Raw genomic sequence first — 14397 nt, 5'->3', positions numbered from 1 at the left:
TTAGGGAGATGGATAACGAACAAGTTACTCAAAGAAAAAGGTCTACTCAGTTTAGTAGACCATTACACCAAAGTTCATGCATTTCAACAAACCACGTTGGTACTTTGAACCGCCGGACGCCGAACGGCATCTCCGGTGGTGTGGGAGGAGCTAAGCTAAGGAAGAATCGGCTTCCTTAGCTTCCTACCCGATTGACAGAGGTCATAAATGATCGCTAACCGGTCTTTTTTCATGGCGTTCCCCTCAGTATGTTGGAATTATTATAACAAATAACATTATAAAAAAATAGGACTAAAAAATTCAATTGCGGAATAGAACGGTTGCCAGCGAAAAACATCGGTCAAAATGCATTGTAAAAATTATAAATGAATAAAATTCTCACAATGAGCATAGAAAATGCTCGTTTGATCAAAGCGAATGTAATCATTAATCGTCAAATTAGACCAGTTCAACAATCGCTCTCAGGGCGCTTGTTGAAAGCGCTTCCTGATGGTATAAGTGAAGCAGAGAAGGAGCAGCGGACCAATGATATATACCATAACTTTTAATCCATCGTTAGATTATTATGTTTATCTGGATCAGGAACTGACAGAAGGAAATATCCTTAAAGCTAAAAATACGTCGATCCGTGCCGGCGGCAAAGGCGTGAACATTTCCATCGTTCTGTCCCAAATGGGAATACAATCCAAAGCCATTTTATTTTTAGGCGGAGGAATCGGGGAGTTAATCGACCGGGAAATATCGGCCCGGCAGGGAATTGAAGTGATTCCGATCCGGATCTCGGAAGAAAACCGGATTAACGTCAAGATCAAAAATCAGACGGAAACCGCGATTAACGCCTTAGGTCCCTGCGTTTCAGCCGGGCAGCAGGACGCGCTGTTAGCGACGCTGAACGAATTGACAAAAGAGGATTACGTTTTAATTTCTGGCAGCTTCTGCCAGGGCGTCACGGCCGAACTGGTTGAGAAAATTGGCGAGCAGGTACTGAAAGCCGGCGCCCGCCTGATCACGGATATTCCGAATCTGAAGATTGCGAATTATCGAAAGATCAAGCCCTATTTAATCAAACCGAATTTGGAAGAGCTGGCTATGATCTTCCAGAACGATGTTAATGAAGACAACTATCCGGATTATGCCGGGGAGCTGATCAAAGCTGGCGTGGAGAATGTGCTTGTCTCTCTCGGCCGGGACGGTGCTTATTTCGCCAATCGGCATAAACGATATCAACTGTTTGGCCCGGCTGTCGAGGTGATTAATACCGTCGGCTGCGGTGATTCCATGTTAGCCTGTACCGTCGCTTCGCTGGCGCGTCATGAAGAGCTGACAGAAGCTTTGAAATATGGCGAGGCTGCCGGCCGGGCAAAAGCAAAAACACGGGGTCTGCCCAGCGCGGAGGATGTGAAACAACTCTACGAAAAAATAGAGATCAGAGAAGTTGAATGAGAAAGGAGGAATCTGATAAATCGGAAATGAAAGAAGCAGATCAAACTTGCGGCGTCTGTTCAAGGCTGCTGGACTTAAAATTGATTCGCGTTTTTTCCAGAAGCTGTTGAGAAATCCTGTACGAGCATTGAAAAAAGAATGCGGGGGCAAAGGCTGACCCGAAAAAGGAGGTAGAAAATGACTTTGATCCATATGAACTTCAGAAGCTGGTGCTTAAATACAAATACCGATGTGGCGGTGATTTTGCCTTCCATCAAGCAAGGAGAATCGGCACAGGCTTATTATCGGTCGCAGAAAAAATACCCTGTGCTTTGGCTGCTTCACGGCACACTGGGCTGCTACAACGATTATCTGCGGCGGACGAATATTGAACTGTACGCGACGGAAAACGATCTGATCGTCGTCATGCCTTCCGCGCTGAACAGCAATTATTCCAATTGGTCCAACGTGATTCCTCCGTTTCATATGTTCGATTATTTAACCGAGGAATTAATGCCTTTAATCTATGGCTGGTTTCCGGCCTCTGACCGCCGGGAAGACAACTTCATCTGCGGCTTGTCGATGGGGGCCCGGGGAGCGAGCAAATATGCGTTTAATCATCCTGAGAAGTTTGCCGCCTGTTCCTGCATGTCAGGCGTTCCCAGCGACATCCGGACGATCATGGAGGAAGGCGCTCAAAATCCATTCTATGCCCGTGAAAAAATTACAGTCGAACAGGCAGGCGGGTTGGATTCCTTCTTAAACAGTTATGAAAATGTTTGGGATAAAGTGGAAACCGTTGCTAAAATGACCAATCCGCCGCGCTTCTACTTCTGCTGCGGCACGGACGACGGCGTTTATCCGAATTGGCTTCATTTTAAAGACTACGCTGAAAAAATCGGCCTGTCCGCTGTTTTCGACGAACGGGAAGGTTATGGACATGAATGGCGGTTCTGGGAACTGGAGCTGCAGGAAACGCTGAACTTCTTCGGCTTTCATCAAGGAAAGAAACAACAGAAAGCAAAACCGCAGGAAAAGCTGGACGGAACTTTAGTTTAATAAGGCAGAATTCATTTCATGCAGAAGGGAGAAAACAGAAATGATTATACAACTCAGAATTGACGACCGATTGATCCATGGACAGGTAGCGCTGGTGTGGTCGAAAGAATTAGGGACGCCGGGCATTCTTGTCGCAAACGATCAGGCTGCAGTGAATAACACCGTTAAGATGACCTTGAAGATGGCTTGTCCTCCGGGGATTAAACTCATCGTCAAAAGCGTCGACGGCGCGGTCGGCGTCATCCAGGATCCGCGGGCAGAGAAAATGCGGATATTCGCGCTGACCCGGAACGTGAAAGATGCGCTGAAGCTGGTGAAGTCCTGCAAAGAAAATATTTGCGAAGTGAATCTGGCCAACGCCGGAAAGTTTGATTCCGATATGGGGGAAAAAATCAACTTCCCAGGAAACCGCGTATCCCTGACGCCTTCGGAACTGGAGGCCGCAAAAGAACTGGCCGCGATCATGGGCGATCAATTCTTCAGTCAGCTGATTCCCACAACGCCGAAGGTTACAGTCAGCAAGTTAATTCAATCGTTAGAAAAGTAAAAGGAGAGAGAAAATGTCAAATTTAATGATCGCCTGTATGGCAACGCTGGCATACTTCATTTGTTACGGAGGAAACTGGCTGTTTGGACAATGTATGATCGAACGGCCGATCGTCGTCGGTACGGTGACCGGGCTGTTTCTGGGAGATTTAACTACCGGAATTATCATCGGCGGCGCCTTGGAAGCTATTTATATGGGAGCTGTCAATATTGGCGGCGCCACCTCCGCGGAGCCGGTTTCAGCGACCGTCATGTCCGTCACGTTTGCGATTACTGCCGGATTGAGCATGGAAGAAGCGATTACGCTGGCGGTTCCGGTCGGTTTGATTTTCAATAGTTTGTCGATGGTCTGGATCATGCTGACGAATATCTTCCAGCCGGCCTATCAGAAAGTCTGCGACAAGGGCGACGGCAAGGGCCTGACACGCGTCATCCTGACGAGTTGGTTTACGATTTACTTCACCCGCGCCATTATTATCTTCTGCTGCGTTTATCTGGGATCGGAAGCGGTTCAGGCATTTATGAGCCAGCTGCCGGCCAGCGTGATTCATGGCTTGGCCGTCGCTGCGGGGATGCTGGGAGCTGTCGGTATGGCGGTTCTGATGAAGATGTTGGTCAGCACCGAGAATATCGGATGGCTGTTCGTTGGATTTGTGCTCGCTAAATATTTGAATCTGCCAGCGATTGTTATCGCCATTATCGCGGTTGTCATCGCCATGACGATCGGATTAACGGATAAGAAGATTCATGATTTGAAACAGATGATGACAGGAACCACGATCACAAGAACGGAAGAGGAGGAATTCTTTAATGAGTAAAATGTTTGATCATATTTCTGAAGCAGATCGGAAAATGCTGAACAAGATCTACTGGCGGTCATTCATGGTTTTTGCCGGGCCCTGCGGCGCGGCTTACCGCCAGGCTCCGGGCTTTACAATGTCGATCATGCCGGCTTTGGAACGCTACTATCCGGAACAGGAAAAACGTGCGGAAGCGATGCAGCGGCATATGACGCCTTACAACATTACGCAGAATGTCGGTACGTTTGCGATGGGCTTGGCCGCTTCGATGGAACATGAGAACGCAGTCCATTACGGCGACTATGATCCAAGCTCAATCGTGTCGATTAAAACCGCGCTGATGGGGCCGCTGTCCGGGATCGGTGATTCTATTTACTGGGGAATTGTCCGCTGTATCGCAGCCGGTGTCGGGATCGGGTTTGCCGCTTCCGGTTCGATTCTGGGGCCGATTCTGTTCTTGGTCATTTATAATCTTCCAGGTATGCTGGGCCGCTATTATCTGACTTATCTGGGTTTCTCCATGGGCGAGAATTTTATCACCAAAGCTTACGAATCCGGCATGATTACGATTCTGACCAAGTGCGCCGGGATCATCGGCTTGATGATGGTCGGATTTATGATTTCATCCAACGTCAATCTCAGCATTGCTTTAACAATGCCGGTCGCCGGCGCGGAACCGATCGCGGTTCAGCCTTATCTGGACAGCTTGCTGATGGGTGTGCTTCCGCTGTCCTTGACGCTGCTGTGCTATTGGGCGCTGAAAAAGAAAATGAATCAGAACACATTGTTGTTTGTCGTCCTGGGCGTCGGCTTTGTCCTCGGTCTGCTTGGAATTTGCTGAGAAGATGAGAACGCGGCACTTACAACGCGCTAACGTGGAGCTGTCGGAATTAACGCTGGGAACTTGGGCGCTGAGCGGAAGAAATAATTTCGGCCCGGTGGATCGCCAGGAAGCGATTCAGTCGATCAGAACGGCCATTGAATGCGGCGTCAATCATATTGATACGGCTCCCGTCTATGGCAACGGGTATTCGGAACAGCTGGTCGGAGAAGCCCTGGCTGGCGGATATCGGGATCGCGTCCTGATTTCCACCAAGTTCGGCTTAGCACCGGACGCTTTGCGGGGCATGCGGCATGATACCAGTTTTAAAGCGGTAATCCGCGAAGTAGAAAGTTCGCTCATGAACTTGAAAACAGACGTGATCGATTTCTATTTCATCCATTGGCCGGATCCGGATACGCCGATTGCGGAAACGATGAGTGCCCTGAATCTATTAAGAAACGCCGGTAAGATTCGGTTTCTCGGCGTTTCTAATTTTTCTAGGGAACAAATCCAGGAAGCGGAAAAATACGGGAAGATTGATGTTCACCAGCTGCAGTTTTCCATGGTTCATCCGAAACATAAAGCCTTGATTGAATGGGGCAGTAAGCAGGGCATTGACGCCTTTACCTACGGATCGTTGGGATCGGGGATTTTATCCGGAAAGTATCGGACGCTGCCTGAATTTAAACCCGGCGATACGCGGATTACGTTTTACGATTACTTCAAAGAACCCAAATTCTCAAAAATACAGAAACTATTGGCCGTGATGGATGAGATAGCAGCCCGGCGGCAATGCCCGGTGAGCCAGGTGGCGATTAACTGGTGCGTTCAAAATCAGGGAGTGGCTACGGCTTTGATCGGAATGACCAAACCCGGACATGTGGCGGAAAATTGCGCTGCTTTCACCTGGAAGCTGACAGAAGCGGAAATGACGCGGCTGAATGCGGCGATTGATCAGACCCTCAAGGATGAATAGCAGCCGGAACAATTCCTGTTCGGGCAGAAAGGAGCGTGCGTTATGCTTGTAACAATGAAAGAAATTCTGGACCGCGCCAGCGAAAAGGGGTATGCGGTAGCCGCGCCGAATGTGGACAATGAACTCAATGCAAGAGCTTGTATTGAAGCCGCGGAGGAAAAACATGCACCGTTGATTTTGGACGTCGCCTTCCGGGCGGTTCCTGATCTTTATTTCTTCGGTCATGAACTGCGGACTTTGGCTTGCCAGTCCTGTGTTCCGATCGCGATCAATCTGGATCATGGAGCAGATTTGGAACAAGTCCAAAAAGCAATCCAGGCGGGTTTTACTTCCGTGATGATCGACAGATCGGCCTGTCCGGATGATGTCAATATTAAAGAAGTTCGGGAAGTGGTGAGGCTTGCCCATGCCGCGGGAATATCAGTGGAAGCGGAATTAGGACATGTCGGCTATGGGGATCAGACCGATCCGCGTTCATGTTGGTTAACGGATCCTGCCGGCGTTAAGCGGTATATCGAAGAAACTCAGGTTGATTGCTTAGCGGTTGCGATTGGAACCGCCCATGGCGCTTATCCGCAGAATGTTGTTCCCAAACTGGATCTGGAGCGTCTGGTCCAGATCAAAGCGGCGGTCGGAAATTTCCCGTTGGTGCTGCATGGATCGTCGGGCGCTGATCCGCAGTCGCTGCGGGAAGCCTGCCGGTTGGGAATCAACAAAGTTAATATCAATCACGATTTATGCAGAGCCGCCGCAGAGGCGGTGAAAAACGAATCCTTCGAGGGGAATCGGGCATATATGATTTTCCGGACGGCGCAGTTGGGATTGAAGCAGAAGTTAAAAGAAATGATTGAAATCTATGGCTCTCAGGATCAAGCGTGGAGTCTGTCTCCGGCCGGATTGCCGCAGGTGCAGTTTCCGAAGAAATGAAAATTAAGATAAAGTGTGAAAGTAGAGCAATTTAACTTGCTGCCATGCAATATTTGTGACCGCGCAAAGCGCGGTAATGGAGGTAAAGATGAAAGGAGATTCCATGGATAAAGAACAAAATCGATTGTGGACGGTGCCCTTTATTTTAGTTCTCTTCGTCAACGCGCTGAATGGGATCTCTTCCTATATGGTGAATCCGGCAATGCCGGAATTCCTGGTTTCCAAAGGTATTCCATTTGCTTTGACAGGACTTATTTCCAGCCTGCTTTCGTGGGTCGCGTTAGCCATGAGGCCATTTTCCGGAGCGATGAGCGATCGGTTTAACAAAAAGAAAATCATGTTTGTTTCCTATCTGGCGACCGCCGCCTGCATGCTGGGCTATGCGCTGGTGCAAAAGAGCGCTGCGGTCATCGGGGTCCGGATCCTGCATGGGGTCGCGTTTGCGGTGAGCGGTACGATCAGTATGGTCTTCGCGACGTCGTTTGTTCCTGAAAAAAGAATTGCAGAAGGCATCAGCTACATCGGCATCGCCTCACTGTTGGGAACGATGATCGGTCCGCAGTTAGGCAGCTCAATCAGTCAGCAGCTCGGGATGCGGAATCTGTTTCTGACGGCTGGAGGTTTGTGTTTGATCTGTCTGTTGATGATCGTCGTTATTCCCTATCAGTTTGTTGAACAAAAGGGGAAACGCGCAGGGAAAAAGATAACATTCAGCGATTTTTTCGCAAAAGAGCTATTGATTTATGTCTTCCTGATCGGATTGTTCTCCTTTGGCAATGGCATCATCTCCTATTATTTGATCAATTTCGGCGAAGTCCGCGGAATTGCCAATATCGCACTGTTCTTCACCGTCTATTCGGTGGCGATGTTGATCATGAAGCCGTTTGTCGGCAAATTGCAGGATGCCCGCGGAATCCGGGTGATTCTGATCCCGGCCTTTCTGATCTATGCGGTGGGCATGGTGCTGCTGGCGAACGCTTACAGCCTGACCCCGGTCTTGATCGCGGCTGTATTTAAAGCCATCGGGCAAGGGAACGGCTCGCCGGCAATCCAGGCGGAATCCGTTAAAAAGCTGGGGCTGGAACGCAATGGCGTAGCGATTTCGACCTGTCTGATCGGTCAAGACCTGGGCAATGCACTCGGCCCGATCTTTGCCAGCTACGTCGTAAATTTCAGTAATTACGGCAGTATGTTCATGCTGTATGCGCTCATGCTGCTGGGGGGACTGGGAATTTACATCGGAACGACCAGAAAAGAAACGCAAAGTAAAAGAAAAACAATTTTAGCGAAAGAAGGAAATTAAATGATTGGAATTTTATTGATGAGCCATGGGAAGATGGCGGAAGGGATGCTGGATTCCTGCCAGCTGTTCTTCGGCGAAGCGATTCAGCAGCTGCAAGCACTCTGTTTAGCGAAAGAAGAAAGCGTGGAAGGCTTTGACGAACGGATTCGGGCTGCGTTAGCTTCTTTGGATGAAGGGCAGGGCGTATTGGTTCTGTGCGATTTGCTGGGCGGTACGCCGGCAAACCGCTGCGTCAGTTTGTTAACAGAAGGGCAGAAGATCCGGGTTATCACCGGGATGAATTTAGGCATGCTGATCGAAATCCTGGGTATCCGCGCGACATTGTCGTCGGTAGATCAGCTGGATTTAAAAGAATTAACCGAAGCGGGAAAAGGCGGAATCGTTGATCTCGCGGAGATGATGAAAGAGCTGGAGGATAGTTTTTTGCAAGCGTAATAAAATTTAAAAACGAAGGCGAAGGAGGCTTTACAATGAAGAATAATCAGGCTTTAAACATGACGCTTTTATGTTTCGATCCGATCCATTATCCAAAAAATGAAGGCGTCATGCGGCGGATTCATTACGGCGGTTCAACGGAATCATTTCCGGTGGAAAACTGCGCTGTCTATAATGAGGACGGAAGCGTATCTTTGAAATACTACAATCCAACGGCGAAGAAGGTAGAATTGCGGTACCGGCTGCATAATTATCAACATTCAAAAAGTGAATACCGAAAAGATCCGGATTTTTACAGTAAAGATTTCGTGATCGAACCGATGACCCTGGAAGATGATGGCTATTGGCACATCACGATTAATCCGGGAGCAGGTTTCCACAGCGTATATTTTATTGCGGACGGCGTGCGGGTAATCAATACACGTGGCCCTTACGGCTATGACGGCTTCGATATCCGGAATTTCGTGGATCTGCCGGATGATGAAGATACGCAGCTCCATCCGGTGCCGCATGGAGCGATAACCCGGGAGATTTACTGGTCCGAAGAAACACAGCGTTACCGTGCCTGCTGGGTTTATACGCCGGCATCTTATGCGTTTTCTGACCGTAAATATCCGGTGCTGTATATGCAGCACGGCGGCTCCCAAGATGAAGTCTGCTGGTTTCAATCCGGCAAGCTGGATATGCTGATGGACAATCTGATCGCCCGCGGCGAGGCTGAGGAAATGATCATTGTCTGCAACAACGGGTATGTTTTAAAGGAAACAGAAACGGGTGAATTCCAGGAGGGCCGGCTGGATCATGTCATCATTAACGATTGCATGCCTTATATTGAAAAGAAATACAGAATCCAGACAGATCGCAGAAAGCGGGCGGCGGCCGGATTGTCAATGGGCGGCGGACATGTGCGAAGACTGGTTTTCGGACATCCGGAGCTGTTTGCGAACGTCGGCATCTTCTCCTCCGGCGAATGTTTTCCAACGGTAACGGAGGATATGGATTTTTCAAAGCTGTTCTCCGACGCTGCTCAGTTTAACGAAAGCATGGATGTTGTCTATATCACTTGCGGTGAAGCGGATCCGCGATATGACAGAACGACTGCGGATCTGAGGCCGCTGCAGGATCAGGGCTTTAAGATAGAATTTCAGGGTTATCAGGGGCAGCATGAATGGAATGTCTGGCGGTACAGCGCAAAGGATTTTGTCAAAAAGTTGTTTAAGCCAAACCAGGAGTGATCTCAAATGAATTTTGAACATGGAAGAAGCACGACTGTCAAAATCGAAAACGGTCTGATCCGCGGCTTTCGATACAACGATGTGTTTCACTTTTATGGCATTGATTATGCGCGCGCCCAACGATTCATGCCGCCGGAAGATGTCCCTGCCTGGGATGGGGTTAAAGAGGCGGTGAATTATGGGTTTATCTGTCCTCCTTTCCGGCCGGACCGGATCGGAAACAACCTGAAAAATCCGCACCGTTTCTGGCCGCAGGCAGAAACATGTCAGAATCTTAATGTCTGGACGAAATCGATTCACGGCGGTGAGAAGAAACCCGTTGTCGTCTGGTTTCATGGCGGCGGATTTTTTAACGGATCGGCGATCGAACAGGAGGCCTACGACGGATTCAATTTGTGTGCGTCAGGCGATGTGGTCGTCGTTACGGTCAATCACCGGTTAAATATCCTGGGTTATCTGAACCTGCAGCCATTTTCAGACAAGTATGAACATTCCGCTAACGTGGGAAACCTCGATCTGATCGCGGCGTTAAAATGGGTGAACCGCAACATTGAAAGTTTTGGCGGAGATAAAGATCAGGTTACAATTTTTGGTCAGTCCGGCGGGGGCGCGAAAGTGATTTCCGTGATGAATATGCCGGCTTCTGCCGGATTGTACTGCCGTGCGATGATCATGAGCGGCACAATGGGAAGACATCTGAGCGACGCAGGCAAGGATATGACTCCGAATGTCAGAAGAATGCTTAAGATTCTGAATATTCCGGAAACAGAGGTAAACCGGCTTGAGGATATCAGCCATCGTGAAATTGCCGACGCTTATCTTAAAGCTCATCAGGAACTGGGAGGGAAAGGCCTGCCTTATCTCGGTCCCATAAAAAATCAGGATTATCTCGGTGATCCGGTAGTCTATGGTTTCTCGAAGCAGGCGAAGCAAACACCGATGATCGTCGGTTCCGTATTCTCCGAATTCTTTACCTTACCGGATTCTTATCCGCGGTGGGCGATGAATGACGAAGATATGGTGAGAGCGGTGGGAAAGGAACTGGGTGAGGATCGGAAAGAAGACTTAATCCGGTTGTTCCAAAAGGCGTTCCCGGAGAAAAAAATCATTGACCTGCTGACGTATGACTGCGGTGCGGCTCGCGGCGCGGCAAAAGAATTTATCCAGCGGCGTCTGGAGGACGACTGTGCTGAAACGTACAATTATTTCTTCACTCCGGTATTCGGCATCAATGAAGGTCAGACGGCTTTGCACAGTTCTGATATTCCCTTTATATTCCATAACACCGATAAGGTGCCTTCCTCTGATCTGGGGACAGCCACCGAAGTATTGGAAAATGAAATGGCGGGGCGGTTTATCGCCTTTGCCAAAACAGGAAAACCGCAAATAGAAAATGGTATTGAATGGCCGGCCTGTACTTCGGAACATGAAGCTACGATGATTTTTGACCAGACTGTGAAGGTGAAATATGATTTTGACACCGAGCTGCAGGAGGAAATGAGTAAAATCAAGACATTCTCTTTTGAACACCTCGGCTGATAATCCGAAGTTTTCAAGAAATCACAAAAAAGGATTGATCCTCAATTAAAAGGATCAATCCTTTTCACGTATAAGAAATAGGTTAACGCCGTGATTTCTTTCTTCTGCCCAGAATCAGCGAAAGGCCAAACATCGCTATTGCCACGCAGATCCAGCTCAGCGACTGCGAGGCCAGTGGCAGATTTTCCAACAGCTGGGTCAGTCCGGGAATTCGTAAGCCCAAGGTATCCAGCTCAGTCAGAACGCTGACGACGCCCGTGCTGAACACGGTCAGCGGATAGATCAGGCGGTTATCCCGATATAAAGGATCGCCCAACCCCAACAGGATCAAAACCAGCGCCATCGGATAAATCATATTCAGCACCGGCACGGAGATCGACAGGATCGCTGATAAACCAAAATTAGAAACGCCCAGCGCGAACAGCGTCAGGAATAATAACCATTGAGAATAGTTGATTTTCGGCGTCAGTGAAGAAAAGAATTCGCTGCAGCTGGTTAACAAGCCGACGCAAGTCGTCATACAGGCTAATAGGAAGATCAAAGCCATGACCCAGCGGCCGCTTTCGCCAAACAGCGAAGTGACGGCCAGTGTCAGCGTCTGCGCGCCGTTAGCGCCGATCGGCATGCCGGAAAGCGAAGTGCCTAACAGTGTTAACATGATATAAATCACCGCCAGAATCAACCCCGCCAGACAGCCGGCTTTCATACTGGTGGACATGACTTCTTGATCGTCGTCAATCCCCAGCGCTCGGATGTTCAGAGAAACGACAATGCCGAAATTGAGGGCTGCCAGCGCGTCCATCGTCAGGTAGCCTTCTAAAAATCCCTTGATTAACGGCCCGGACGCATAATCGGGCTGCGGCAGGGCCGGCTGTCCTAACGGATGCATCAGCGCGGCGGCAAAGACGGCCACAATCAACACTAACAGCGTCGGTGTCAGGAGCTTTCCCAGCCGGTCGATCAGCTTGCTTGGATTGCGGGAAAGCAGCCAGGCGATCAGGAAAAATACGCTCGTAAACAACAGAAGGGAAAGCTGCGGGGAAGTGCCATCCGGAAGCAAGGGCAGGATCGCCATCTCAAAGGGCAGCGTGGCTGTCCGCGGCGTTGCCAGCAGCGGTCCGATGGACAGGTAGATCAAAACCGCGAAGAACAGTCCGAATCCGGCATGAACTTTCTGAGCCAGAACATCCAGACCATTGAAGCGGGAAACAACGGCGATTCCCAGCACCGGGAAACCCACCGCGGTGATCAGAAAACCAATTAACGCCGGCAGACTCTGCGTCCCGGCATTTTGGCCCAGGAAGGGCGGAAAAATCAGATTGCCCGCCCCGAAAAACATCGAAAACAACGTCAGGCTCAGCAGGATCAGATTCTTTTTAGAACATTTTTTCATAAAACTCTCCTTTCTGTTCGATCCACAAAAAAACCGTCCAACAAAGGACGGCTTGACCGCGGTACCACCTTGATTCCGGAAAACTCCGGCTCTTTTCCCATCTGTCAATGGGCTGTGTCTTTAACGGGATCAGCGTCCGGCACTTCTTACTGTCAGTTCAGAAGGCTTCTTCAAGAGGACTTCGGCTGGAATTCTGCCTGCCGGCTTACACCTGGATCCAGCTCTCTGGTGAGGTTCAGAAATTTCCGTCTACTTATTCTTGTCATCGAATCTATACCCTGATTGTATTCGATTTCCGCAGGATGTCAATTATTTTGTGGAAGATCGACGAAATATAGGCCATGATTTACCGTTAATCAATCAGAACTGTGGTTCGTCTCATGATTTTTTTGACGGAGATAGTCTTAATCTTTTAACATTGCCATACAGAAGGAATAGAAGCGGGATGATTCCGATTTTTTCTTTCATCAATCAAAATAAAATTAATTCAAGAATGAAATAAAAAGGTTGAAATTCCATCCGAAATGCCTGGACTCAAGGTGTAAGGGGTTGCTGGAAGGAGGCATCCGTCATGCGCTATTTCTTACGATGGCAAGGGCAATACGAACAGTGACAAAAAGTCCAGGAAATGTTCTAGAATTGCCCTTCTTTTACGACAGACGGCAAAAATCTGTCTGCTTGAATCGAATTGAAAAGGCCAAAAGTCGATTCTATCCGGACGGGCATCCGCGGTTCAACAAAACCCTGCACTATGAATATTGCTGAAAATAAGAAATAACTGCCTAAAAATAGGATGAAAATATTGTTCGCAAAGAAAAAGAATGCCAAAGGTTCTTTTTCTGAAAAATTTGAATTAGGTTAATCCTCATTTTGGCTGGCTGATCCCTGATTTACTGGGGTTCGGAAGTGGTCCGGGGTTTCAGCTGACATAGCTTTTCTGACAAGGCGGCGGGTTCCTGCAGCACGATCGCCGCCGCAGCTAAAGCCGGATGCAGGCAATGCTCAATCGGCTTCTCTTGCGTCAGACCTAAGAGCAGTCCGCTTAAAAACGCGTCGCCGCAGCCCAGCGGATAATCGCCGTCCTTCTCCGCCGGATACGGGCGGATGCCGTCCAGCGTGATTAACAGCGCGCCATCTTTATCCAAGGTGATAATAATCCAGCTGACGCCTTTTTTTAACAGCGTTTTCGCGGCCTGCGCCATCGGGACTGAGCCGGCGTAAGCTGTCATTTCATCGCGGTTGAGCACGATTCCTTCCCATTTGTCCAACGTGGTCTCCGGCGGGATCTGACCGCTGAAAATCCAATGCGTCTGCGGCGTTTTGGCTAAGAGCGTCGTTAAGAATACGGGATCAGTCTGATCGGTGATTCCCCAGGTACATTCCGAGAGGACGCAGTAAGGAAGATCTTCCCGCTCACCGTGGAAGAGAAATTCCGGCTGGATGGATGAAAAGTACAGCCCTTTTTCCGAATCGGAAGCCGAAATGAAAACCGGTGTGCTTTGGTTGACGACCGGGCCGTAAACGAAACACGTTTTTTTCTGCAGCTCGTTTACGATCGCCAGTCCGGCATCATCACGCCCGAATTTACTGACAAAATGTGTTTCCAGTCCTAAACAGCCGCAGTTATAAGCGACATTGTGCATCGATCCACCGAAGCTTCGCACAATCTGGGCTTTGTTGCAATGCTCCATTTCAAAAACCTGACGGCCGATCACGACAAGATCGATCATTGAGGTTCCGATCACGGCGACTCCATTCATGATTCCCACATCCTTTTCCATCATGATAACAGAAACTCGGCGGAAAGAAAACTGTCAATCCGTGCGGAAATAACGCGAAATGAAGCCGGATATCAGTATGGGAAAGCAGGAAGCTCATTTTTATTTCTATTAGGAAAGTGCAATGTTGAGGGCTGAGAACAAAAATAACCCAAAAGAGC

General features: G+C 49.0%; 13 protein-coding genes and 1 other annotated feature. Of the genes, 11 read left to right on the top strand and 2 right to left on the bottom strand.

Annotated features, from left to right (window positions below):
* Nucleotides 1-525: 525 nt before the first annotated feature.
* The 11 genes from HOLDEFILI_RS05295 (at nucleotide 526) to HOLDEFILI_RS05245 (ending at nucleotide 11065) form a co-directional block, all read left to right on the top strand.
* Nucleotides 526-1443: a 1-phosphofructokinase family hexose kinase gene (locus HOLDEFILI_RS05295; RefSeq protein ID WP_006058472.1), complete on the top strand. Its 918-nt coding sequence runs from the start codon at nucleotides 526-528 to the stop codon at nucleotides 1441-1443.
* Between the two features lie 177 nt (nucleotides 1444-1620).
* Nucleotides 1621-2481 (top strand): alpha/beta hydrolase, encoded by an 861-nt coding sequence (locus HOLDEFILI_RS05290; protein ID WP_006058471.1) that lies wholly within the window; start codon nucleotides 1621-1623, stop codon nucleotides 2479-2481.
* Between the two features lie 40 nt (nucleotides 2482-2521).
* The gene (locus tag HOLDEFILI_RS05285; protein WP_006058470.1) at nucleotides 2522-3028 is read left to right on the top strand and encodes a PTS sugar transporter subunit IIB; all 507 of its coding nucleotides are present in this window, start codon (nucleotides 2522-2524) and stop codon (nucleotides 3026-3028) included.
* A gap of 13 nt (nucleotides 3029-3041) precedes the next feature.
* A complete protein-coding gene (locus HOLDEFILI_RS05280) occupies nucleotides 3042-3845 on the top strand; it encodes a PTS mannose/fructose/sorbose/N-acetylgalactosamine transporter subunit IIC (protein ID WP_039864081.1) in 804 nt (267 codons plus the stop codon).
* A complete protein-coding gene (locus HOLDEFILI_RS05275) occupies nucleotides 3838-4668 on the top strand; it encodes a PTS system mannose/fructose/sorbose family transporter subunit IID (protein ID WP_006058468.1) in 831 nt (276 codons plus the stop codon). The genes HOLDEFILI_RS05280 and HOLDEFILI_RS05275 overlap by 8 nt, the downstream gene beginning before the upstream one ends.
* A gap of 4 nt (nucleotides 4669-4672) precedes the next feature.
* On the top strand, nucleotides 4673-5626 hold the full coding sequence (locus HOLDEFILI_RS05270) for an aldo/keto reductase (protein WP_039864079.1): 954 nt from the start codon (nucleotides 4673-4675) through the stop codon (nucleotides 5624-5626).
* Between the two features lie 42 nt (nucleotides 5627-5668).
* Nucleotides 5669-6553 (top strand): class II fructose-bisphosphate aldolase, encoded by an 885-nt coding sequence (locus HOLDEFILI_RS05265; RefSeq protein ID WP_006058466.1) that lies wholly within the window; start codon nucleotides 5669-5671, stop codon nucleotides 6551-6553.
* Nucleotides 6554-6656: 103 nt separating this feature from the next.
* Nucleotides 6657-7856, top strand: a complete 1200-nt coding sequence (locus HOLDEFILI_RS05260; protein WP_167317121.1) for an MFS transporter — start codon at nucleotides 6657-6659, stop codon at nucleotides 7854-7856.
* Complete coding sequence (locus HOLDEFILI_RS05255; RefSeq protein ID WP_006058464.1) at nucleotides 7857-8291, top strand: PTS sugar transporter subunit IIA; 435 nt, start codon at nucleotides 7857-7859, stop codon at nucleotides 8289-8291. It begins immediately after the preceding gene.
* A 35-nt stretch (nucleotides 8292-8326) separates the two neighbouring features.
* A complete protein-coding gene (locus HOLDEFILI_RS05250) occupies nucleotides 8327-9526 on the top strand; it encodes an alpha/beta hydrolase-fold protein (protein WP_006058463.1) in 1200 nt (399 codons plus the stop codon).
* Nucleotides 9527-9532: 6 nt separating this feature from the next.
* The gene (locus tag HOLDEFILI_RS05245; RefSeq protein WP_006058462.1) at nucleotides 9533-11065 is read left to right on the top strand and encodes a carboxylesterase/lipase family protein; all 1533 of its coding nucleotides are present in this window, start codon (nucleotides 9533-9535) and stop codon (nucleotides 11063-11065) included.
* Nucleotides 11066-11147: 82 nt separating this feature from the next.
* On the opposite strand, the gene brnQ is transcribed toward HOLDEFILI_RS05245, so the two are convergent.
* Nucleotides 11148-12458 (bottom strand): branched-chain amino acid transport system II carrier protein, encoded by a 1311-nt coding sequence (gene brnQ / locus HOLDEFILI_RS05240; protein ID WP_006058461.1) that lies wholly within the window; start codon nucleotides 12456-12458, stop codon nucleotides 11148-11150.
* A 40-nt stretch (nucleotides 12459-12498) separates the two neighbouring features.
* Nucleotides 12499-12733 (bottom strand) — a binding site (T-box leader).
* A gap of 615 nt (nucleotides 12734-13348) precedes the next feature.
* Complete coding sequence (locus tag HOLDEFILI_RS05235; protein ID WP_039864073.1) at nucleotides 13349-14218, bottom strand: carbohydrate kinase family protein; 870 nt, start codon at nucleotides 14216-14218, stop codon at nucleotides 13349-13351.
* Nucleotides 14219-14397: the final 179 nt, after the last annotated feature.

Source organism: Holdemania filiformis DSM 12042 (assembly GCF_000157995.1).
GTDB lineage: Bacteria > Bacillota_I > Bacilli_A > Erysipelotrichales > Erysipelotrichaceae > Holdemania > Holdemania filiformis.
The sequence above is the reverse complement of the archived record's forward strand: the minus strand, read 5'-3'. Positions and strand labels throughout refer to the sequence as shown.

Coding starts and splice junctions, on each gene's coding strand:
- HOLDEFILI_RS05295 (WP_006058472.1), top strand. CDS start 526: ATGATATATACCATAACTTTTAATCCATCGTTAGATTATTATGTTTAT.
- HOLDEFILI_RS05290 (WP_006058471.1), top strand. CDS start 1,621: ATGACTTTGATCCATATGAACTTCAGAAGCTGGTGCTTAAATACAAAT.
- HOLDEFILI_RS05285 (WP_006058470.1), top strand. CDS start 2,522: ATGATTATACAACTCAGAATTGACGACCGATTGATCCATGGACAGGTA.
- HOLDEFILI_RS05280 (WP_039864081.1), top strand. CDS start 3,042: ATGTCAAATTTAATGATCGCCTGTATGGCAACGCTGGCATACTTCATT.
- HOLDEFILI_RS05275 (WP_006058468.1), top strand. CDS start 3,838: ATGAGTAAAATGTTTGATCATATTTCTGAAGCAGATCGGAAAATGCTG.
- HOLDEFILI_RS05270 (WP_039864079.1), top strand. CDS start 4,673: ATGAGAACGCGGCACTTACAACGCGCTAACGTGGAGCTGTCGGAATTA.
- HOLDEFILI_RS05265 (WP_006058466.1), top strand. CDS start 5,669: ATGCTTGTAACAATGAAAGAAATTCTGGACCGCGCCAGCGAAAAGGGG.
- HOLDEFILI_RS05260 (WP_167317121.1), top strand. CDS start 6,657: ATGGATAAAGAACAAAATCGATTGTGGACGGTGCCCTTTATTTTAGTT.
- HOLDEFILI_RS05255 (WP_006058464.1), top strand. CDS start 7,857: ATGATTGGAATTTTATTGATGAGCCATGGGAAGATGGCGGAAGGGATG.
- HOLDEFILI_RS05250 (WP_006058463.1), top strand. CDS start 8,327: ATGAAGAATAATCAGGCTTTAAACATGACGCTTTTATGTTTCGATCCG.
- HOLDEFILI_RS05245 (WP_006058462.1), top strand. CDS start 9,533: ATGAATTTTGAACATGGAAGAAGCACGACTGTCAAAATCGAAAACGGT.
- brnQ (WP_006058461.1), bottom strand. CDS start 12,458: ATGAAAAAATGTTCTAAAAAGAATCTGATCCTGCTGAGCCTGACGTTG.
- HOLDEFILI_RS05235 (WP_039864073.1), bottom strand. CDS start 14,218: ATGAATGGAGTCGCCGTGATCGGAACCTCAATGATCGATCTTGTCGTG.